The organism is Nonomuraea sp. NPDC050540 (assembly GCF_044457485.1).
Taxonomy (GTDB): domain Bacteria; phylum Actinomycetota; class Actinomycetes; order Streptosporangiales; family Streptosporangiaceae; genus Nonomuraea.
Genome location: NZ_JBITHA010000002.1, coordinates 580,383 through 599,963 on the forward strand (window position 1 = coordinate 580,383; position 19,581 = coordinate 599,963).

The 19,581-nt window shown below is 72.5% G+C and carries 20 protein-coding genes; 11 read left to right on the forward strand and 9 right to left on the reverse strand.

The window, feature by feature from the left end; all coding sequences use genetic code 11:
• Position 1 precedes the first annotated feature (1 nt).
• Entirely contained in the window at positions 2-1,321 is a 1,320-nt protein-coding gene (locus ACIBI5_RS09045) for an aromatic amino acid ammonia-lyase (protein WP_397244796.1), read from the forward strand.
• Here the strand turns inward: ACIBI5_RS09045 and ACIBI5_RS09050 are convergent.
• The 4 genes from ACIBI5_RS09050 to ACIBI5_RS09065 are packed head-to-tail and all read right to left on the reverse strand — an operon-like array spanning position 1,289 to position 4,737.
• Entirely contained in the window at positions 1,289-1,936 is a 648-nt protein-coding gene (locus ACIBI5_RS09050; RefSeq protein ID WP_397244798.1) for a hypothetical protein, read from the reverse strand. The two genes, ACIBI5_RS09045 and ACIBI5_RS09050, sit on opposite strands and share 33 nt — an antisense overlap.
• Entirely contained in the window at positions 1,933-2,712 is a 780-nt protein-coding gene (locus ACIBI5_RS09055; RefSeq protein ID WP_397244800.1) for a hypothetical protein, read from the reverse strand. The genes ACIBI5_RS09050 and ACIBI5_RS09055 overlap by 4 nt, the downstream gene beginning before the upstream one ends.
• Positions 2,702-3,823, reverse strand: a complete 1,122-nt coding sequence (locus ACIBI5_RS09060; RefSeq protein ID WP_397244802.1) for an ATP-grasp domain-containing protein — start codon at positions 3,821-3,823, stop codon at positions 2,702-2,704. The genes ACIBI5_RS09055 and ACIBI5_RS09060 overlap by 11 nt, the downstream gene beginning before the upstream one ends.
• Entirely contained in the window at positions 3,820-4,737 is a 918-nt protein-coding gene (locus ACIBI5_RS09065) for an NAD-dependent epimerase/dehydratase family protein (protein WP_397244805.1), read from the reverse strand. Before ACIBI5_RS09065 ends, ACIBI5_RS09060 begins: the two co-directional genes overlap by 4 nt.
• 274 nt (positions 4,738-5,011) lie before the next feature.
• On the opposite strand from ACIBI5_RS09065, the gene ACIBI5_RS09070 reads away from it, so the two are divergent.
• The 5 genes from ACIBI5_RS09070 to ACIBI5_RS09090 are packed head-to-tail and all read left to right on the forward strand — an operon-like array spanning position 5,012 to position 9,702.
• The gene (locus ACIBI5_RS09070; protein WP_397244807.1) at positions 5,012-5,908 is read left to right on the forward strand and encodes a GNAT family N-acetyltransferase; all 897 of its coding nucleotides are present in this window, start codon (positions 5,012-5,014) and stop codon (positions 5,906-5,908) included.
• The gene (locus ACIBI5_RS09075) at positions 5,905-6,894 is read left to right on the forward strand and encodes a hypothetical protein (protein WP_397244809.1); all 990 of its coding nucleotides are present in this window, start codon (positions 5,905-5,907) and stop codon (positions 6,892-6,894) included. Before ACIBI5_RS09070 ends, ACIBI5_RS09075 begins: the two co-directional genes overlap by 4 nt.
• On the forward strand, positions 6,891-7,610 hold the full coding sequence (locus ACIBI5_RS09080) for a hypothetical protein (RefSeq protein ID WP_397244811.1): 720 nt from the start codon (positions 6,891-6,893) through the stop codon (positions 7,608-7,610). The genes ACIBI5_RS09075 and ACIBI5_RS09080 overlap by 4 nt, the downstream gene beginning before the upstream one ends.
• Complete coding sequence (locus ACIBI5_RS09085) at positions 7,607-8,785, forward strand: hypothetical protein (RefSeq protein WP_397244813.1); 1,179 nt, start codon at positions 7,607-7,609, stop codon at positions 8,783-8,785. Before ACIBI5_RS09080 ends, ACIBI5_RS09085 begins: the two co-directional genes overlap by 4 nt.
• On the forward strand, positions 8,782-9,702 hold the full coding sequence (locus ACIBI5_RS09090) for a glycosyltransferase family 2 protein (RefSeq protein ID WP_397244816.1): 921 nt from the start codon (positions 8,782-8,784) through the stop codon (positions 9,700-9,702). Before ACIBI5_RS09085 ends, ACIBI5_RS09090 begins: the two co-directional genes overlap by 4 nt.
• 11 nt (positions 9,703-9,713) lie before the next feature.
• Here the strand turns inward: ACIBI5_RS09090 and ACIBI5_RS09095 are convergent, their stop codons facing one another.
• Positions 9,714-10,703 carry a LacI family DNA-binding transcriptional regulator gene (locus tag ACIBI5_RS09095; RefSeq protein WP_397244818.1) on the reverse strand — a complete coding sequence of 330 codons (990 nt, stop codon included), beginning with the start codon at positions 10,701-10,703 and terminating at the stop codon, positions 9,714-9,716.
• A gap of 162 nt (positions 10,704-10,865) precedes the next feature.
• Here ACIBI5_RS09095 and ACIBI5_RS09100 point away from each other — a divergent pair, with 162 nt between their 5' ends.
• Positions 10,866-11,726: an amidohydrolase family protein gene (locus ACIBI5_RS09100; RefSeq protein ID WP_397244821.1), complete on the forward strand. Its 861-nt coding sequence runs from the start codon at positions 10,866-10,868 to the stop codon at positions 11,724-11,726.
• Complete coding sequence (locus ACIBI5_RS09105; protein WP_397244823.1) at positions 11,723-12,286, forward strand: cysteine dioxygenase; 564 nt, start codon at positions 11,723-11,725, stop codon at positions 12,284-12,286. Before ACIBI5_RS09100 ends, ACIBI5_RS09105 begins: the two co-directional genes overlap by 4 nt.
• 7 nt (positions 12,287-12,293) lie before the next feature.
• Here ACIBI5_RS09105 and ACIBI5_RS09110 read toward each other — a convergent pair whose 3' ends face one another.
• Genes ACIBI5_RS09110 through ACIBI5_RS09120 form a run of 3 tightly spaced genes read right to left on the reverse strand, consistent with a single transcriptional unit; the run spans position 12,294 to position 15,229 of the window.
• Positions 12,294-13,370 (reverse strand): glycerophosphodiester phosphodiesterase, encoded by a 1,077-nt coding sequence (locus tag ACIBI5_RS09110; protein ID WP_397244825.1) that lies wholly within the window; start codon positions 13,368-13,370, stop codon positions 12,294-12,296.
• A gap of 20 nt (positions 13,371-13,390) precedes the next feature.
• Complete coding sequence (locus ACIBI5_RS09115; protein WP_397244827.1) at positions 13,391-14,053, reverse strand: hypothetical protein; 663 nt, start codon at positions 14,051-14,053, stop codon at positions 13,391-13,393.
• A 3-nt stretch (positions 14,054-14,056) separates the two neighbouring features.
• Entirely contained in the window at positions 14,057-15,229 is a 1,173-nt protein-coding gene (locus ACIBI5_RS09120) for an MFS transporter (protein ID WP_397244829.1), read from the reverse strand.
• Between the two features lie 69 nt (positions 15,230-15,298).
• Between ACIBI5_RS09120 and ACIBI5_RS09125 the strand changes: the two genes are divergently transcribed.
• Positions 15,299-16,288: a LacI family DNA-binding transcriptional regulator gene (locus ACIBI5_RS09125; protein ID WP_397244831.1), complete on the forward strand. Its 990-nt coding sequence runs from the start codon at positions 15,299-15,301 to the stop codon at positions 16,286-16,288.
• Here ACIBI5_RS09125 and ACIBI5_RS09130 read toward each other — a convergent pair.
• Positions 16,245-17,453 (reverse strand): MFS transporter, encoded by a 1,209-nt coding sequence (locus tag ACIBI5_RS09130; protein WP_397244833.1) that lies wholly within the window; start codon positions 17,451-17,453, stop codon positions 16,245-16,247. The genes ACIBI5_RS09125 and ACIBI5_RS09130 overlap by 44 nt on opposite strands.
• 127 nt (positions 17,454-17,580) lie before the next feature.
• On the opposite strand from ACIBI5_RS09130, the gene ACIBI5_RS09135 reads away from it, so the two are divergent.
• Together ACIBI5_RS09135 and ACIBI5_RS09140 are read left to right on the forward strand one after the other, a co-directional pair.
• Entirely contained in the window at positions 17,581-18,579 is a 999-nt protein-coding gene (locus ACIBI5_RS09135; RefSeq protein WP_397244835.1) for an ArsR/SmtB family transcription factor, read from the forward strand.
• 43 nt (positions 18,580-18,622) lie between these two features.
• Positions 18,623-19,564: a sugar-binding transcriptional regulator gene (locus ACIBI5_RS09140; RefSeq protein ID WP_397244837.1), complete on the forward strand. Its 942-nt coding sequence runs from the start codon at positions 18,623-18,625 to the stop codon at positions 19,562-19,564.
• The last annotated feature ends 17 nt before the right edge of the window (positions 19,565-19,581 follow it).

Sequence of the window (19,581 nt, forward strand, 5' to 3'; positions counted from 1 at the left end):
CATGGAACTCCTCGGCGCCGGCCTGACCTGCTCGCGGGTCGCGGCCGTGGCCACCGGCCAGGCCCGGGTGACGATCGGCTCCACCGATCGCGCTCGGGCCGCGTGGGCCACCGCCCAGGCGCTGACCGGCCCGGTCTACGGCCAGAGCACGGGCGTCGGCGCGAACAAGGACGTCGAGGTGGCCGCGTCCGGGCTCGACCTGCTGCGCAGTCACGCCGGTGGCGCCGGCCCCCTGATCGAGGCGGAACGGGCCAGGGGGATGCTGGCCGTACGCCTGAACCAGCTGCTCGCGGGCGGCTCCGGGATCGACCCGGCGGTGCTGCCTGTCCTCGCCGAGGCGATCAACGCGGGCGTCACTCCCCCGGTACGCGCCTACGGTTCCATCGGCACCGGCGACCTGACGGCGCTGGCGAGCACCGCCCTGTGCCTGCTGGGCGAGCAGGCGTGGCACGGCGGCGACGGTCCCCGCTTCGCGCTGGCGAGCTCGGACGGGCTGCCGTTCATCAGTTCGGGCGCGCTGACGCTGGCCGACGCGGCGCTGGCCTGTCATCGGCTGCGCGGGCTGCTGGACGCCGCGGTCGACGTGGCCGCCTTCTCCTTCACCGCGGTCGGAGCCTCGGCGGAGCCGCTGGCGGCAGCCGTACAGGAAGCACGACCGCATCAGGGGCAGGCGGTGGTGGCCGCGCGGCTGCGCGGCCTGCTCAACGGCGAACTCGCCACCCGCGTGCAGGACCCGTACGGCTACCGCGCCTTCGCCCAGGTGCACGGCGGCGCGCTCGACGCGCTGGAACGGGCCGCCACGACCGTCGAGGTGGACCTCAACGCCGCCGCCGAGAACCCGCTCATCGACCGCTCGCTGGCCTGGCACAACGGCAACTTCCACTCGGCGCCCGTGGCGCTGGCCCTGGACACGCTGCGCGCCGCGCTGGTGCAGACGGCGCAGCTGAGCACCGCCCGGCTGGCCACGCTGATGGAACCGGGCTACACCGGCGCCCTGCCCTTTCTCGCCGGCCGTCCTGGCGCCTCCGGCCTGATGATCCTGGAGTACGTGGCCCAGGACGCGCTGGCCGAGCTGCGCCACCTGGCGACGCCGGTCACCACCGGCACCGCGGTGATCTCCCGCGGCACCGAGGACCACGCCGGTTTCGCCACCCAGGCGGCCCGCTACGCGCTGCGCTGCGTGGAGCCGCTGGAGATCGTGCTGGCCTGCGAGCGGGTGGCCGCCGTACGGGCCCGCCGCGGCGCCGAGCCGGACCGCCCGCTGGACGGCGACCTCGACGCGGCCCGCCTACTCCTCCGGCCGGGCGGAACGACGCCGTAGCCACCGGCGCGGCACGAACAACACCAGCAGCGCCGCGACGACGTGCGCGGCGATGAAGGCGTACGCCTCGTACTTGGTGGCCGGGTGGCCGATCCGCACGGTGATGTGGTCGGCCCAGCCCCACACCTCGGGGATGGCGTCGAGACGGCGGTTCATGGAGACCGCCACGAGGTCCTCAAGACCCGACACGTGCAGGATCGACATCGCCAGGCCGGTGCGCAGCACACCCTCCCGCGAGCCACCGCCGAGCCGGTAGGCCAGCAGCAGCGCCACGATCAGGAACGGCACGAAGACCACGACGTGCAGGTAGAGGTCCTCGAAGGTGCCGGACTTGTCCTCGATGTCCATGGCGGCCATGAAGGTCTTCGGCACGAAGTACAGCAGGAAGGCCAGGAACACGGCCGGGATGGCCAGCAGGTGCAGCCTGAGCCGCCGCGCCCACTCGACGTCCAGCCAGGCGATCGCCACGATGGCGGCCAGCTGCGGCGTGAGCTTGACGAGGAAACCCCACAGCGAGGTGATCTCCTGCTCGTACGGCAGGACGAAGCGGACGACTCCCGCCAGCGCCACCGCAAGGGCGCCCGCGAGCAGCGTCACCCGGTTGGCTCTGATCACGATGCGACTCCAAGGATCGGGGTGCCGTGGCCGGGGCAGCGGCCGAGCTCGCCACCGCCGTCCGGGACCACGGCGACGAGCACCGGACGGCGCCTGCCCAGCGCGGAGACGGCCAGGCCGCCGCCCTCCGGCCGGGCGTGGAAGCGCCGCCACAGCAGATGGACCCGGCCGCAGCGGGCGCGGGCCGCGTAGTAGCCGAGGTGCGGGTCGTGCACCAGCGCGCCCTCGGCGGCGCCGGCGAGCGTCACCCGCTCCAGCACGTTCACCTCGACGCCCGCCAGCTCGGGCAGGAACGACGCCACCGCCGCCCGCTCGCCGACCACGACCGCGCGGCCGGCGTCGGCGGCGAGCTTGAGCGCGGGCGCGTTGAGCTCACGCCGCCTGCGCTCGTGCACGACCGTGGCATCCGGCTCCAGCAGCACACCGTACGGCGGGCCGCCCAGCCCCAGCGTGCGCCGATCCAGCAGGGCACGGCGCACCTCCAGCACCGGAACCCGCCCGCGCGCCCCGCCGAGAGCCACCGCCAGCGCCGCCCGCAGGCCGCCCGCCGGGCCGATCCACAGGCTCGGCTCGGCCCCGGGATCGTACGGCTCGGCGAACGGGCACAGCCGGTGCAGCTGATCGGCCAGCTCCCCGGTGGGCGTGGGCAGGGGCTCGTCGAGCGCCCGGCCCGCGCGTACCCACTGGTCGCGGTAGAAGGGCACGCGGGAGAAGGCCAGCCGGACCGTGCGCCGGTAGGACCTCTCCCACGCTGTGGCGGAGAACCTAACGGACATCGACCTTGACCAGCGCGTCCAGGTCCGGGGGCGTGTGGTCGACGACGTAGCCGAGCTTGGCCCGGCACTCGGTGTAGGGGAAGACGTGGTCGCCGGGGAAGGCGACCACCACGATCTCGGCGCTGTCCGGCAGCGCCTCCAGGCCGTCGATCCCGAGCAGGACGCCTTCCGACGGCGCCCGCAGCACCCGTACCGAGGCGGGCCCCCGGCGGGTGGGCGTGAGGTCGGGCCGCTCGCCGACGGCCAGGCGGACCGTGGCCTCGACCGTGTCCACGCCGTACATCAGGCCGAGGGCCTCGCCCAGCCCGTTGCCGCCGATGCGCGCGCCCATCTCGATCAGCGTGACCACGCCGTCCTCCACGAACAGGTCCACGTTGAGCGGGCCGTCGCGGTAGCCGACCTCGGCGCAGACGAGCTCCAGTTGCCGGGTGACCTCCTTGTCGAGGACGCCGTCGCCCGGCTCCATGTCGTGCCCGACCGCCACCACCTCGGGAGGTTCCGTGACGCGCCGGCTCAGGCCGAGCAGGGAGATCCTGCCGTCCTGGAGCATGGCCTCGCCGCAGAGGTCCTGGCCGGTCAGGAGCTGTTCGATGATGATGCGGCCGGTCGGGGAGACGGCCCGCGCGTGCTCGACCGCCTGGGCGAGGTCCTCCTGCTCGCGCACGATCGTGATGCCGCGCGAGCTGCCGGAGTCGACCGGTTTGACGATGACCGGCAGCGCCGGCCGTACCTCGGGATCGGTGGAGTAGCGCGGGCCCGGCAGGCCGAGGCGCAGGCACGTCTCGCGGAAGGCGGCCTTGTCCGTCGAGACCCGCAGGGTCTCCTCGGTGAGCGCGCAGGGCAGGCCGAGCAGGCGGGCCAGCTCGACCAGAGACGGGAGATTGATGTCGCTGCCGGGGGCGAGCAGACCGGCCAGGCCGCCGCGCTCGCGCAGCGCGGCCGCGACCGCCGGGACGTCGCGGGTGCTGAGGTGCAGGAACTCGTCGGCCTCCGCCGCACCGGGTGCGTCGGCCCGCATGTCCACGCAGATCGTGGACAGGCCCAGCCGCCGGGCGGCCCGGAAGGCACTGACCGTGCCGTCCGAGCCGCCGAGGATCACCAGGTGCTTCACCTCGGGGTGTTCCAGTGGGTGCCGCGGTTCTCGATGAACCAGTCGACCGTCTTGGCCATGCCCTCCTGCAGCGTGACCAGCGAGGCGGGGTCGATGCCGACCGGGCGCAGCGTCTCCGGGTCCGCGGTGACGGCGGTCTCCGGGGTCTCACCGGGACGCATCGGCAGGTCCACGATCGGCGCGCGCTCGTAGCCGCGCTCCTCACAGATGTCGATGATCATCTCGGCGACGGAGCGGATGCTCGTCGACTCGGTCGGGCCGACCTCGACCACGTGGCCGAGCGGCGGCTCGACCGCGGCGGTCTCCAGCGCGGCGACCAGTCCCCTGGCCACGTCGCCGACCCACACCATGTCGGAGATCTGGGTGCCGCCGCCGTACAACTCGACCGGCATGCCGGACAGGGCGCGGCAGATCACGGCGGGGGTGATCTTGCGTACCTTTCCGGCGGCGAACGGCGGTGCCGCCATCTGCCGGGGTCCGTAGGCGTTGACCACTCTGACCAGGTTGACCCTGGTGCCGCGGTGGGCGTTGAACATGCGCGCGAAGCGCTCGACGGCGGTCTTGGAGATCGAGTAGCTGTTGTCCATCCAGTGGTTGCCCACGCAGATGTAGACACCGGGGAGGTCGTACTGGGCGACCGCTTCGAGGAAGTTGAGACCGCCCATGAGGTTGGTCTCCGCTGCGGGCCGCGGATTGGTGATCGTCTCCTGGGTGCCGAGGACGGCGGCCAGGTGGATGATCGCATCGGCGTGGGCGGCCAGTTCGGTCATGGCCGTGGCGTCCCTGATGTCGCCGAGCATGACCTCGAACGGACTGGAGCCGCGATCCTGATGGTCGAAGACGATCGGAGTATGACCTCTGGCGGCTAACTCCTCACAGACGTAACGGCCGATGAAGCCATTACCACCCGTCACCCCAACTTTCATGGCATTCCCCTGATCAAACGCCGCGCTGGTTTGTGCGCGGGCACTAGGTACACGCGGCCAGGTGTGGCGCGCGGCCATGATCAAATCAGACATATACTCCTAACTATGACTCTCAGTCATTTCGTTGCAATTTCGTAATTTTTCGGGTGAATCAGGGACCTAAGTGAAGATTGAACTGTCTTACCCGGATATTGACCCAGAGCCTGCGGGCTGGGAAGATCTCCGGATTCGTCAGGGGTTAACGGCTATATGGTCCTATGACGTGATCCGTAGCTCCTTCGCCGCCTCGTGGGCCCGGCCGCTGCTGGGCGTCTTCCGCGACGGCGACCGCGTCGCCGGCGCCATCGGAGCGGTCCGCCGCGGCCTGTGGCCGAGCCGGGCTTCCCGCCCGCCGTTCTTTCTCGACGTGCGATTACCGGCCCACTCCAACGCTCCCACCTGGTGCCTGCCCGAGGGCGCCGACGGCCGCGAGCTCATCAGGAGCTTCGAGCGGGCCGCCGCCGCCGAGCTCGGCTGGGGCCTGGCCGGAGTGGTCTACCGCATGGTCACCGAGCCCGCGCTGCCGCTGGTCGCCCGGCGCGGCGCCATCGTCAGGCAGTCCCCCGGCACCACGGAGATGCACCTGGGCTGGTCCTCCGCGGACGGGTGGATCGGCACACTCAGCCGTAACCGCCGCTCCACGCTGCGGCGACAGATCAAGCGCATCGCCCAGGACGGCGAGCTGCGCGTGCGCGAGGGCAGCGCCCGCCGCGACCTCGACCCGGCCGAACTGGCCGCGCTCGACGAACGCCACGCCGCCCGGCTGAGCTCCTCCCTCGATCCGCGCCTGCCGCTGTCGCCCGCGTACTTCGCCGCGCTGCTGGGCCGCGAGGACGTGTGGACACTCAGCTACCACCACGGCGAGAAGCTGCTGGCCTTCGCCATGGTCTACGACCACCCGGTCGCCCCCATGTACGGCCCGTGGGCCGCGCTGCCGCCGGAGCAGGGCGGCCGCAAGGACCTCTACTTCGACAGCTACGCCCGGATCGTCGCCCACGCGACGGCCGCGGGCGCCAAACGCCTGTTCGCCGGCAGGGGCTTCGTTGACGTGAAGCGCTCGCTGGGGTTCGAATACCTCCCCATGAAGGTCGTGGCGGTACCCCGGTGGGCGATCGGATGAGCCTGGAGTTCCTGGATCCCCGGCACGACCCGGAGCCCGCCGACTGGGAGGAATTACGCCTCGCCGCCGGCCAGTGGGTGACCTGGCGCTACGACCTGCTGCGCGCCTACGCCTGGGGCGCCCAGGCGCCCGTGGTGCTGGCGGTCCTGCGACAGGACGGCAAGGCGGTCGGCGCCGCCTCGGCCTCGCTGCGCACCCCCCGGCTGCGGCGCGGCGTCTACGCCGGCGTACGCGGCCCGGCGGGCGTCCTGGACGTTCACGCGCCGGGCAACCGCTCCCAGAAGGGCTGGTGGTTCCGCGACGAACCGGACCCCGGCCTGCTGCGCGCCTACGCGCGCGGGCTGCGACGGGAGCTGGGACCCGGCTGGCGGAGCATGGTCTGGCGCGAGGTCTCGGCCGACGAGCGCGCCCTGCTCCCCGGGCCGCTCAAGGTGAACCTGCCCACCGCTCCCCTGGCCAAGCTCGCCCTCCCCTGGTCCGGCCTGGACGACTGGTACGCCCAGCTCGACCCCCGCCGCCGCGACTCCCTGCGCAGGCGGGCCAGGACGTTCTCCGCGGAACTGACCGTCAGGATCGGTCCCGCCGCCGAGCTGGTCGGCGCGGAGGAGGCGGCCCGGCTGCGCGCCGAGAACGACCTCAAGCACCGCAGCGGGTTCCTGCCCGCCGCACCGCTGCCCCTGCCCTACCTGGAGGCGCTGATCGCCGGCGGGGAGAGCGTCGCCCTCACCTACCGGCACGAACGGCGTCTGCTCGGCCTGTCCCTGATCCTCGACCACCCGGCCTGGCCCATCTGCCTGAGCTGGGGCGCGCTCCCACCGGAGAGCGGCGGGCGCAAGCACCTGTACTTCGACGGCTACGTCCGCATGGTCGAGTGGGCGATCGGTTCCGGTAAGCGCGGCCTGGTGCTCGGCAAGGGGCAGGCCGAGGTCAAGAGCGGGCTCGGCGCGGAGCTGGTGCCCTCGTCGGCGGTGGCGGTGCCGTTGTGAGATGCCTGCAGTGCGGTGATCCGCATCCCTCCGATCTGGGCCGGCAGCGGTACTCGTGCCGGGCGTGCGGCGCCGTCTACCGGGCCGTTCCTTCGGCGCCCCGGCCGGTGGCGGGCGATCCGCTCGTGCCGTACCTGCCCGCGCGCATGATCCGCTGGATCCGCGACCACGACGACCGCTCGCCGCTCGACCGGGAGACGCTGGCGCGCTGGTACAAGGAGTTCGACGCGCTGATCGCCAAGGCCAGGACCGACGAGGCGGTCCGCGCTCACGTCGAGGAGATCAGCGAGATCCCGCTGGACGATCTGCCCGCCAAGCCGCCCGCCTTCTCCAAGGTGTGCGCGGCCCTGCACGCCACCTGCTACGACCTGGCCCTCGCCCAAGGCCGCCTCGGCCCCTCGGCCGCCGAGCGCCTGGCCCACGTCCGCGCCTGGCTGGCGGGCCCCGGCCGCCCGGCGACCTGGACCGCGGCGCGCCCCTCCGAACCCCCCGCCCGCGAACACGTCGAAGCCCTCCTGCCGCTGCCGGACACGTTCGAGGCCGCGCAGGTCAGGACCTTCTTCACCGCGCTGTTCGGCATGGAGAGGGGGCCGTCGCTAACCGGCGTGCTCGACCGCTTCGGCCCAGAACAGGTGGAATCGGCCCTGCGCGCCTACCTGCGCGACGGCAGCCGCCCGCTGCGTGAGCGCGTCCTCGCCGACCTGGACGCCGGATGACCGCCACCGCCACCCACCGCATCGGGCTGGCGCGGCTGACGACGCTGATCGCCGGCCGCGCGACCTTCCGCGTGATGCTGTACGGCTCCGCCGCCCTGCTCGCCCTGGCCTGGAGCCGCGCGGACTTCGGCGCCTACGCCGCGGTCATGGGCGCCGTCGGCTGGCTGTGCATGGTCGTCCAGTCGGGCACCGAGAAGGCCGCGCTCAAGCTGATCCCGCGCGCCCGCCGTACCCGCGACCAGCTCGCCGGCATGCTCCGCGCCCTGGTGGCGTACGTGCCGCTGCCGGCCACCGCCGCCGCGGTCGTCGCGCTCGCCCTGGCCCCACGCCACCCGGTCACGCTCTATCTGCTCGGCATCGCGTACTACGTGGCGCTCGGCTGCGGCATGCTCGGCGTCGCCCTGCACCGCGCGCTCGGCCGCTACGCCCGCGACACCGTCCACTTCGCCGTGCTCGGCCTGGGCATGGGCGCGATGGCGGCGCTGGCCTTCTTCGCCGGGGTCGGCCCGACCGGCTACCTGACCGGGCTGCTGGCCCTGGTCACCGCGCTCAACCTCTCGCTGCTGCCCGGCCTGCCCCGCGCCGGACGCCCGCGCCCCGGGCTGCGCCGCGTGCTGGCGGGCACGATCGTGCTGATGGGCGCGGCCGACGTCATGAACAACGCCATGATCGGCACGCTGTTCATCGAGCTCTCGCTCAGCGCCCACGCCGACCAGAGCGGCGAGCTCTACTTCGTCACCCTCGCCTGGGGCTTCGCCCTCTCGGTGCTCTACACGCTGCAGCGGATCTACCAGCCGCAGCTGTCGCTCAGGGTGGCGGGCGGCGGCGCGGCGGGGGCGCGGGTGCTGGGACGGCGCATGGCCGGGCTGGCCGCCGTGGCCGGGGTGCTCTGGCTGGCGCTGGCCGGGGTCGCCCTGGTCCAGCACATCCACGGCCCGATCGCGCTCGGCGTGCTCGCGCTCACCCTGCTTCCCGTGCAGGCGCTGGCCAGCGGCGCCACGTTCGTCGTCGAGCACACCGACCCCCGGGCCAACGCCAAGGCCGTGGTGGCCGCGCTGGCCGCGGTCGCCGCGCTGGGCGCGGTGGCCATTCCCCTGGCCGGGGCGGCCGGGGCCGTGTACGCGCTGGGGGCGAACCCGCTCGTCCTCGGCCTGGCGCTGAGGAGATCGCAGTGACGACGGGCCTGACGGTGCTGGTGCCGTGCTTCAACGAGGGCGCCCAGGTGGACGTGGCCTACCGCGAGCTCGTCGCCGAACTGTCCCCGATCGAGGACCTGGAGATCCTCTTCGTGGACGACGGCAGCTCCGACGACTCACTGGCCCGGATGCGGGCCCTGGCCGAGGCCGATCCCCGGGTACGCTACCTGTCCTTCACCCGCAACTTCGGCATCGACGCGGTCATGGCGGCCGGGTTCTCCTACGCCGCCCAGCCGTGGACGGTGCAGTGCGACGCCGACTTGCAGGTGCCGCCCTCGCAGATCTGGACGCTGCTCGCCAAGGCCGCCGAGGGGTACGACGTGGTCTTCGGCCACCGGGTCAACCGGCACGACCCGCTCGTGCGCAAGCTCGGCTCGCTCGGGCTGCACTGGTCGGCCCGCGCCGTGTTCAAGATCGGCATGCCGCGGGGCGCCTCCACCTTCCGGCTCGTCCGCACGCCGGTGGCCAGGACGATCAGCGACCTGCGCCTGCCGTGGTTCATGCCGGCCGTACCCCTGGTGGGGGCGCGGTACGCGGCGGTGAGCGTCACGCACCGCGAGCGCAGCGCGGGACGGTCGAAGCTGCGTCTCGGCCGGCTGGCCGGGCACGCGTTCGAGCTGTTCTTCGGGTTCTCGTGGCGGCCGCTCAATCTGCTCTACCTGCTGGCGGCGCTCGGGCTCGTGGTCGCGGCGCTGGGCCTCACCGGGGCGCACCTCGCGCTGTCGGCGGTGACGCTGGCCGGGCTGGCGGTGGTCGGCCGCTACGTGCACCGGATCGCGCCGCGGCGTCCGCTCTTCTATGTGCGTGAGGCGAACGTGCCGTTGCGTGACGGGGACACTCTCACGGGCGGGGCGCCCTGCCCGCCGCCGCCGCTCGTCCCGCGCGACGCGGTGTAGACGGGTCGGGCTCAGGCGACGTCTCTGATCGAGCCGCGCTCGCGCAGCGTGGGCTGCTGGACGACCCGGCGGCGCTTCGGCCCGCCGTCGACCGCCGCGACCGCCAGGCGGACGGCGGCTCTGACGATGCCGGCGATGGTCCAGTCGACGGTGGTGAGGCCGGGTGTGAGCAGGCCGGACATCGGATGGTCGTCGTAGCCCATCACCGACACGTCGTCCGGGATCGACAGGCCCAGCTCGGCGGCCGCGGCGTAGACGCCGTAGGCGATGGAGTCGGAGAAGCAGAAGACGGCGCTCGGCCGGTCCTCCTCCAGGATGCGGCGGGCCGCGGCGGTGGCGCCGGCCAGCTCGTAGGGGGCGGTGGTGACTTCCAGGTCGAGCCCCAGCCGCTCGGCCTCGGCGCTGACGTGGACGTCGGCCGGCCGGTCGGGGGTGCTGGGGCGGGTCGGGGTGAGGACGGACACCCGTCGGTGGCCCAGTCCCTGGAGATGCTCCAGCGCCAGCGTCACGCCGCGCCGGTTGTCGAAGACGACCTCGCCCGCCGTGCCCGCCAGCGAGTCGCCGATCGAGACCACGGGCAGCGACTCGCACAGCTCGGGCCAGAAGGCCGCGGCGGGGTCGACCGGCTGCACGATGAGCCCGTCGACGCGCTGGTCGCGCAGTTGCTGGGCGAGCGCGCGCTCGCGGTCCGGGTCGCCGACCGCGTCGAGGATCAGCGCGTAGCGGTCCTTCTCCCGCAGGCCCCTGCTGATGCCGACGGCCAGCGACTGCTGCCACAGGTCTTCGAGGGAGCCGCAGAGCACACCGATCATGCCGGTACGGCCGCTGGCGAGGGCACGGGCGATGGGGTCGGCCTCGTAGCCGAGTTCGGCGGCGGCGGCCCGCACGCGCTCCATGGTCTCCTCGGAGACCTGCATGCCGCGCAGCGCATAGGAGACGGCGGCCGGTGACAGGCCTGTGGCCTGCGCCACTTCCTTGATGGTCGCTCTCTTGCGGGGCATCAAGCCAGCCTATTGCGTGTGACCGACAGAAGGGCGCAGCGTTGACAGGACGGTAGGTGAAGCGGTTCACTGAACCGTATCAGTGAACCGCTTCACGCTTGCGTCTTCCGAGGCGGCGACGTTTACCTATATTATCAGTAGGAAATACAGGGAGGTGTGGCCGTGAGCATCGATGTGCATCAGCACCTGTGGACGCGTTCTTTCGTGGAGGCGCTGCGTGCGCGTACGGCCGCGCCGTACCTCGACGGGTGGACGCTCTTCCTGGACGGCGAGCCGCCGTACGAGGTGAACCCGGCCGACCACGACCCCGCCACCCGCGAGACCTGCGAGCTCGCGCTCGTGTCGCTGTCCAGCCCGCTCGGCATCGAGTCGCTGCCGCCCGAGGAGTCCTGGCCGCTCATCGAGGCCTATCACGACGGCGCGCTGGCGCTGCCCGAGCGCTTCGGCGCCTGGGCCGCCACCTGCCACAGCGAGCCCGATCCCGCCCGTCTGGCCAAGGACCTCGACCGCGGCTTCGCCGGGCTGCAGATCCCGGCCACCGCCGAGCCCCTCGACGAGCTGCTCGACGTGCTCGTGGAGCGGGACCTGCCCCTGCTGGTCCATCCCGGCCCCGCCGCGGGCGGTCCGGGCCGCCCTTCCTGGTGGCCGGCCGTCGTGCCGTACGTCCAGCAGATGCACGCGGCCTGGTACCACTTCCACGCCGTGGTGCGCCCGCGCCACCCGAAGCTGCGCGTCTGCTTCACCCTGCTCGCGGGCCTGGCGCCGCTGCACTCCGAACGCCTCATCGCCAGAGGCGGCCAGAACCGCGGCCTGGTCGACCCCGGCTTCTACGTGGAGACCTCGAGTTACGGCCCGCGCGCGATCGACGCGATCGTGCGCGAGCTCGGCGTCGACGTCGTCGTCAACGGCTCCGACGCCCCCTACGCCAAGGCCCCCGACCCGGGCCTCGGCAACGCGGCGGCGCACGCCATCCGCGTGACCAACCCCCGTCGTCTACTCGGCAGAAAGGAGAACCGCACATGAGCAGGCGAACAGCTGAGCTCCTCAGCGAGGCACCCCAGACACAGGACGGGGACATCTGCGCCGGCCTTCCCGAGCGCGCCCTCGACCGGCGCGAACTGCGCGAACTGGTCAACGGCCTCGCCGCCAACCCCGACGGATGGCAGGAACTCGTCGACTTCCCGCAGGACGGCGGCCGCCACTACGCCTCGCTCTACCGCGACGCCTACGTGGACGTGTGGCTCCTGTGCTGGCGGCCCGAGGACGACACCGGCTGGCACGACCACGACATCAGCTCCGGCGCCGTGCACGTGGTGCGGGGCGCGCTGCTGGAGTGCAACCCGCGCATCGGCGGCGAACACCTGGAGACGGTGGTGGGCGAGGGCCAGTCGTTCTCGTTCGGCCCCGACCACATCCACCGTCTCAACGGCGCCACCTCGCACAGCGTCTCGATCCACGCCTACTCGCCGCCGCTGTGGCGGCTCGGCCAGTACTCGATCGACGACGGCGGCGTGATGCGCCGCACGTCGGTGAGCTACGCCGACGAACTGCGCCCGCTCGACTCCGCCGCCGAGGTGGCCTGACCCCGGCTCAGCCGCGCCCGCTGATGACGGCCCGGCCCATGGCCGGGTCGTCGCAGAACGCGCCGTCGATGCCCAGCGACACCAGCCGGGACAGGAAGCCCATCACGTCGCCGGTCGCCCGCGCGTAGACGGGGCTGGCCGGGTTGCCGAGACGGTGGTCCAGGGGGAGCTGGGAGTTCTCGTTGCGGATCGTCCAGATGTGCACGTCCAGGCGGGCCCGGTGCGCGTCCTTCACCAGCGTGGTCGGCGGCTGCAGACGGCCGTCGGCGCCCACCGGGAGAATGCGGCGCGTGTCCACGCCGACGCCGTTGGCGTAGGCGGCCACCTCGCGCAGGCCCTCCGGCTTCACCATGTCGTCGTAGGTGCGCGGGTCGCCTGAGGCCGTCCAGTCGTACGGCTTGCCGCCGAAGGTGATGAGCTGGATCAGCGGCAGCCGGGTCTTGGAGCGCATCTCGCGCAGGTTGGCGGTCTCGAAGGACTGGATGAACGCCTTGCGCACCCGGTAGCGGCCGAGGATCTCCAGGAGGGGCTCCTCCAGGGACAGGCCGACGGAGTCGAAGTAGGTCGGGTGCTTGGTCTCGGGGTAGACGCCCACGCGGTGGCGCTGGGCGAGCTGGACGACCTCTTCGAACGTGGGGATCTCGGCCAGGCCGTCGAAGGCGGTGTTGTCGGGCCGCAGGTCCGGGATGCGTTCCTTGGCGCGCAGGGTCTTGAGCTCGGCCAGCGTGAAGTCCTCGGTGAACCAGCCGGTCACCGGGCGGCCGTCGATGGTCTTGGTGGTGCGGCGGCCGGCGAACTCGGGGTGGCCGGCGACGTCGGTGGTGCCGGAGATCTCGTTCTCGTGCCTGGCGACGAGCACGTGGTCCTTGGTGGACACGAGGTCGGGCTCGATGTAGTCGGCGCCCATCGCGATCGCGGCCTCGTAGGACAGGAGGGTGTGTTCGGGGCGGTGGGCGCTGGCGCCCCGGTGCCCGATGACGACCGGCTCCTTGGGCGAGTGAGCCGCGACGGGCTCCGATGAGATCAGCACGACGGCGACCGTAACACCGGCCAGCACCTTGCCCCATAATCTTCGCTGCGTCATGCCGCGCAGAGTAGACCCGCTCAGTGACGCGCGAGAACACAGCAGGTGGAACACGGCTCAACATCCGGCAGCGTGATCCACAGGCAGCAGGTCTTGCGGAAGTAGCCGTCGCCCGAGGGGGTGAGCAGGCCGTCCACGGGCTTGCCGATCTCGCGCAGCAACGTCATGTAGTCGCCCTTGACGACCTGGGTGAGCGGGTGCGCGACGGCCTCCGCGGTGGAGCCCCACAGCGTGCGCTCGCCGACTCTGGCCATGCGGCTGAGCACCTTGACCAGCGGCGCCTGGGATTCGGCCAGCGCGCCCGCGATCGCCTCCGCGCCGCTCTCCCACGTGATCCGCGAGGCCCCGATGGTCACGCCGGCCTCGGACACCTTGAAATACGTGTCCCGAAATTTCATGACCGGCACGCGCCCGTCCAGCGCCCACCCCAGCGCCATCGGAAACATGTGCCAATACCCGTAGGTCTTCCACAACAGCGCCGCGCCGACGTGGCGCGGCGCGTTCCAGCGCCCCGCCGTCTGCTCCACAAGCTCCCCCATCAGCGTGTACGGCTCCCGCACCAGCTCGGAGACGGCGGTCCAGCTCCCGTCGGGTTCGATCTCCAGCCCGGGATCCACCCCGAGCACGCCGTCACGACTCGCGGCGACCCGCTGGAGCACCTCCGTCAGCACCGAACCCTCCACGCCTTATAGGTTAGCCTTACCTAAAGTAGCAGGCCGTCCCGCGAGCCATCCCACGATGAGCTGGACCACCAGGATCGCCATGCCCACGCTCAGCGGAGCCGTCCAGCCGCCCGAACTCTGCCGCAGCGCCCCGAACAGCACCGGACCCACCGCGGCCAGCACGTACCCGGCCGACTGCGCGACCGCCGACAACGCCGTCACGGCCGTCGGATCGGGCGCCCGCAGCGTGATCAGCAGCAAGGCCAGCCCGAACGCCGCCCCCTGCCCCACGCCCAGCACGATCATCCACAACCAGGGCACGGTGACCGGCGCCACCAGTAGCCCCAGGTACCCGGCCATGGTGAGCAGCACGGCGGCGGCCACGTACCCCGACTGCGAGCGCCGCCGACCCGCCAGCACCGGCACCGCGAACGTCGCGCCCACCTGCACGAGCGTCGTCATGCTGAGCAGGTATCCGGACTGGTCGGCCGGGAGCCCGGCCTCCAGGAAGACGGTCGGCAGCCAGGCCAGGATCACGTAGAAGGTGAGCGACTGCAGGCCCATGAGGCCGGTGACGTACCAGGTGATCCGGCTGCGGACGACCGCGCGGAAGGGGCGGGGGCCGTTCTGGGCGGGGGCCTGCTTGCCCAGCGCCTGCGGCAGCCAGAGCAGCGCACCGGCCAGCGCGGGCAACGCGATCATGGCGGAGACGCCGCGCCAGCCGTACCCTGTGGATCTCTCCAGAGGGATCATGAGCGCGGAGGCGGTCGCCGCGCCCGCGCTCGCGGCGGAGCTGTAGATGCCGGTGAAGAGGTTGACGCGACCGGGGAAGTGCTGTTTGACGATGCCGGGCATGACGACGTTCATGACCGCGATGGCGGTGGCGGCGATCGCGGCGCCCGCGTACAGGGCGGGCGCGCCGTCGAGGGTGCGCAGGGCCACGCCGAGCGCGAGCACGAGCAGCCCGGCCAGCAGCGTGCGGTCGAGGCCGATCCGGCGGGCCAGCACCGGCGCGAGCGGCCCGAAGACGCCCAGGCAGACGATCATGACGGTGGTGATCGCGCCGCCGCCCGCGGGGGTGAGGCCGACGTCGGTCATGATCTCGTCCAGCAGCGGCGAGACACCCGCGATGGCCGGGCGCAGGTTCAGCGCGGCGAGCACGAATCCGGCGACGAGCAGTGCGAACCTGAACGACATAGGGGATCTACTCTCGCATAACCTCCTGACAACGTTGTCTAGGGGTGCCGCTTGAGCAATGATCGCATCGTGAGACCGACGATGAAGGACGTCGCCTCGGCCGCCGGAGTCGCGCTGAAGACTGTATCGCGGGTGGTCAACGGCGAACCCGGAGTGAACCCGGCCACCGCCGAGCGGGTGCGGGCGGCCATCGACGCGCTCGGCTACAGCCGCAACGAGAGCGCCAGAGTCCTGCGCCAGGGCCGCACCTCCACGGTCGGCCTGGTCATCGAGGACATCTCCGACCCCTTCTACTCGGGTCTCGGCCGCGCCGTCGAGCAGGTCGCGATCGCCCACGGCTGCCTGCTGCTCAGCGGGTCCTCAGGCGAGAACCCGGAACGCGAGCGGGAACTGGTCCGCACGTTCTGCGCGCGCCGCGTGGACGGGCTGATCGTGGTCCCGGCCGGTGACGACCATTCGTACCTGCGGCCCGAGCTCGACGCCGGTACGCCCGCGGTCTTCGTGGACCGGCCGCCCGGCCCCGAGATCGACGTGGACACCGTGCTGTGCGACAACGCGGGCGGCGCCCGGCTGGCCGTCGCGCACCTGCGGAAGGCGGGGCACCGGCGGATCGCCTTCCTCGGCGACAGCCCGTCCATCTTCACCGCGGCCGAGCGGCTGAAGGGCTACCGCGCGGCGCTGGGCGAGCTGTCCGATCCGGCGCTGGTCTCGATGCGCGCCCCCGACCTGGCCGGCACCGGCGCCGACCTGGAGCGCATGCTCAGCCTGCCCGACCCGCCGACCGCGCTGTTCACCGGCAACGGCCGGCTGACCGTGACCACGCTCAGGGCGCTGCGCGGGCGGCCGCTCGCGCTGGTCGGCTTCGACGACTTCGAACTGGCCGACCTGCTCACGCCGGGCGTCACCGTGGTCGCCCAGGATCCGGCCGGGCTCGGCCGGGTGGCCTCCGAGCTGCTGTTCCGCCGCCTGGCCGGTGATCGCGGCCCCGCGCAGCACCTCCAGCTACCGGTACGCCTCATCGCCCGTGGATCGGGCGAGCAGTCCCCCTCAGCTGCCTGAACAGGGCCAGCGCCACCACGACCCCGGCCGCGCCGCCGATGACCATGGCCGTCGGCGGGCCGGTCAGCTCGCCCACGCCGCCCACGATCGCCGCCCCCGCCGCCTGCCCGGTCATCAGCCCCGCCGACTGCAGGCCGAACGCCTGCCCGCGCACGTGCTCGGGCACCGCCTCCAGGAAGCGCCGCTGCAGCCCGAGCTGGTAGGCCAGCCCGGCCGCCGCGCACGCCGTCAGCACCGCCGCCCACACCACTCCCGGTTCCAGGGCGAAGAACAACCAGGGCACGCCGAGCAGCACCGCGAGCGGCAGCGACAGCCGTTCACGCAGGGACGGCGCGGCGAAGCGGCCCACGGTGAACTCCCCCACCGCCATGCCCACCGCCGCCGCGGCGAGCACCACGCCCGCCTGCCCCTGCCCGCCCATGTACGGCACGATCATCGCCTCCGGCCCGGCCAGGCACACCACCGGCAGCCATCCGGCCAGCAGCAGCCCGCGTACCCGCCGGTCGGCGAGCAGTTCCCTGTTCACCCGCAGCGTGGCGCGCACCGCGCCCCGCTCCCCGTCCTGCCGGGCCTCCCGGTACGGCAGGCCGACCCGCAGCACCAGCGCGGCCGCCAGCGAAAGGACGGCGGTCACCGCCAGCGCCCCGTGCGCCCCGGTCCACGCCAGGAACGCCCCGCCCAGCGCCAGCCCGCCGACCTGGGCCCCGGCGGAGGTCACCCCCATCAGCGACCTGGCCAGCACGAACGCGTCACCCGGCAGCACGTCGGGCAGCATCGCGTTGCGCGCCGCACCGAACACCGGCGAGAACAGCCCGGTCACCAGCACCAGCGCGAGCATCGCCCACACCGGCAGCCCGGCGAAGGCCAGCAGGAGGCAGACCACCATCCTGACCAGCTCGCCGGCGATCATCAGCGCCCGCGGCGGCAGCCGGTCGGCCAGCGACAGCAGGAACATGCCGCCGAAGATGTAGGGCAGCCAGCCCGCCATGTAGGCCGCCGCCGACAGGCCCGGCGACCCGCTCTGGGCGTAGACGAGCACTGACAGCGCCAGCATCTTGATCGAGTCACCGGCGATCAGCAACGCGAAGCTGCCGAACAGCACCCGGAACTCGCGCACGGCGAAGACCTCGCCGAAGGTGGCGCCGCGCTCACTCGTCTGGGACAACACAACTCCTTGCTAATCATTGCGAAAAGGCGGAAGGCGGCTCCGGAGGGAGGTTCGGAGCCGCCGGTCGTCACGATGCTGGGCCGTGGTGTCCCGCAGCGGCCAAACTTTCGGATATAACCGAAAGGTGTTCAGGGTCGAAGTCACCCCGCAGGACGTGGTGGCCAGCAGGTTCGCGATCTCGCCACTGGTCGAGACCATGCACGCGCAGTGGATGCTCGACGGCCGCACCGAGGCGGGGGTCCACGTCAACTGGACGCGGCGCTGGCGCGAGCACTACCGGGAGCTGGAAAGGCGGCACCCGGCGCTGCGCGCGGCGGCGGTGATCTCCGGCAACAGGGGCTCGGACAACGTGGACTTCCTGGCCCCGCCGCCGACCGGCGTGAACGTGCCGTTCGAGCGGGAACTGGCGGCCATGCGGGCCACCCCGGTCGCCCAGGCGCACGCGGAGATCGACCGGGCGCTGGCCGGACGGCGCTCGGCGCACCGGCCCGCGGTTCCCCGGCCCGTCCGCGAGATGCTCCTCGGCCCGGACGTGGTCACGCTGCTGGCCGACGCCTACGAGGCGCTGTGGGCGGAGATCGTCTCCAAGAGCTGGCCGTTCTTCCACGCGGTGCTGGAGCGGGACGTCGTGCAGCGGGCGGGGCGGCTGGCCACCTACGGCTGGGCGGCGGCGCTGGACGACCTCAGCTCGCGGGTGCGCTGGGACCCCGCCGGGCACATCGAGGTACGGCTGCGCGACACCGTCGGCGGGGATCACCGGCTGGGCGGCAAGGGGCTGCTCTTCCTGCCGTCGGTGTTCACGACGGGGCTGGGGTTGTATCTGGAGGAGGCGTGGCCGTACGCGCTGACCTATCCCGCGCGGGGGATCATGGCGGGCACGGCCGTCTCGCCGGGCGGGCTGGCCGGGCTCGTCGGGCGCACCCGCGCCCGCATCCTGACCGAGCTGGCCGCGCCGGCGACGACGACGCACCTGGCGGCGTTGTTCGGGCACAGCGCGGGCACGACGGGCGGGCACCTGGCGGCGCTGCGCCGGGCCGGGCTGGTGTCAGGCACGCGAACCGGACGCAAGGTCCTTTACACTCGCACCGCGCTCGGCGACGCCCTGGTGCAGGGACAGGTATAGTCGAGATCATCCGTTCAGCACAAGTGTTCAAGGGAGCACGCGCATGAATCCCGAAACCGAAGCGCGTTTCCCGCACCAGCTGATGTACACCGCGGCCAAGCAGTACTACCTGGAGGATGCCACCCAGGCCGAGATCGCCGCCAGCCTGGGCGTGAGCAGGGCCACCGTCAGCCGTTTACTGACCGAGGCCCGCAAGCAGGGCATCGTCGAGATCCGCGTGCACCGGCCGGAGACGCTGGAGGACGGGCGCCTGGCCGCCGAGCTGGCCGGCTTCCTGGGCATCCGGCGTGTCTACCTGGTGCCCAAGGTGAGCGGGCCGAAGCTCGGGCCATGGCTGGCGCCGGGCCTGGCCCGCGCGCTGGCCGACACGGAGCTGGAGCCGGGCGACGTGGTGCTCGTCTCATCGGGCAGCACCGTCTACGAGTGCGCCCGCGAGGGGCTGGGCAGGTTCCCCGGCGTCACGGTCGCGCCGGCCGTCGGCGGGCAGGAGGAGCCGCAGCCGTGGTTCCAGACCAACGAGACCACCCGCATCCTGGCCGAGGGCCTCGGTGGAGTGCCCAGCTACCTGTACGCGCCCGCGCTGCCGGGACCGGAGCTGTTCTACTCGCTGCAGCACGAGCCGTCCGTGCGCCGGGTCATGGACCTGTGGGCGCGGGCCAAGTGCGCCATCATGGGCGTCGGCTCGGCGCCGCTGATGCGCCAGGTCGTGCCCGCGTTCGTCCCGCGTGAGGCGCCCGGCCTGAACCAGGCCGTCGGCGACGTGTGCTCGCGCTTCTACGACCGCGACGGCGAGCCCGTCGGCTACTCCGGCAGCGAGCGGCTGGTGGCCACGAGCGCCGAGGAACTGCGGCGCATCCCCCACTCGATCGCGGTGGCCGTCGGCGCCGAGAAGGCGGCCGCGATCGTGGCCGCGGCCAAGGGCGGCTACTTCAACCGGCTGGTCACCGACGCGACGACCGCGGAGAGCATCCTTACCATCTCGTAGAAATTTTGCTCTGGACA

Excerpts from the sequence above, each read along its gene's own strand:
- ACIBI5_RS09105 (WP_397244823.1), top strand. The coding sequence starts at position 11,723 with ATGAGCAGGCGAACAGCTGAGCTCCTCAGCGAGGCACCCCAGACACAG.
- ACIBI5_RS09055 (WP_397244800.1), bottom strand. The coding sequence starts at position 2,712 with ATGTCCGTTAGGTTCTCCGCCACAGCGTGGGAGAGGTCCTACCGGCGC.
- ACIBI5_RS09095 (WP_397244818.1), bottom strand. The coding sequence starts at position 10,703 with ATGCCCCGCAAGAGAGCGACCATCAAGGAAGTGGCGCAGGCCACAGGC.
- ACIBI5_RS09110 (WP_397244825.1), bottom strand. The coding sequence starts at position 13,370 with ATGACGCAGCGAAGATTATGGGGCAAGGTGCTGGCCGGTGTTACGGTC.
- ACIBI5_RS09045 (WP_397244796.1), top strand. The coding sequence starts at position 2 with ATGGAACTCCTCGGCGCCGGCCTGACCTGCTCGCGGGTCGCGGCCGTG.
- ACIBI5_RS09085 (WP_397244813.1), top strand. The coding sequence starts at position 7,607 with ATGACCGCCACCGCCACCCACCGCATCGGGCTGGCGCGGCTGACGACG.
- ACIBI5_RS09075 (WP_397244809.1), top strand. The coding sequence starts at position 5,905 with ATGAGCCTGGAGTTCCTGGATCCCCGGCACGACCCGGAGCCCGCCGAC.
- ACIBI5_RS09120 (WP_397244829.1), bottom strand. The coding sequence starts at position 15,229 with ATGTCGTTCAGGTTCGCACTGCTCGTCGCCGGATTCGTGCTCGCCGCG.
- ACIBI5_RS09140 (WP_397244837.1), top strand. The coding sequence starts at position 18,623 with ATGAATCCCGAAACCGAAGCGCGTTTCCCGCACCAGCTGATGTACACC.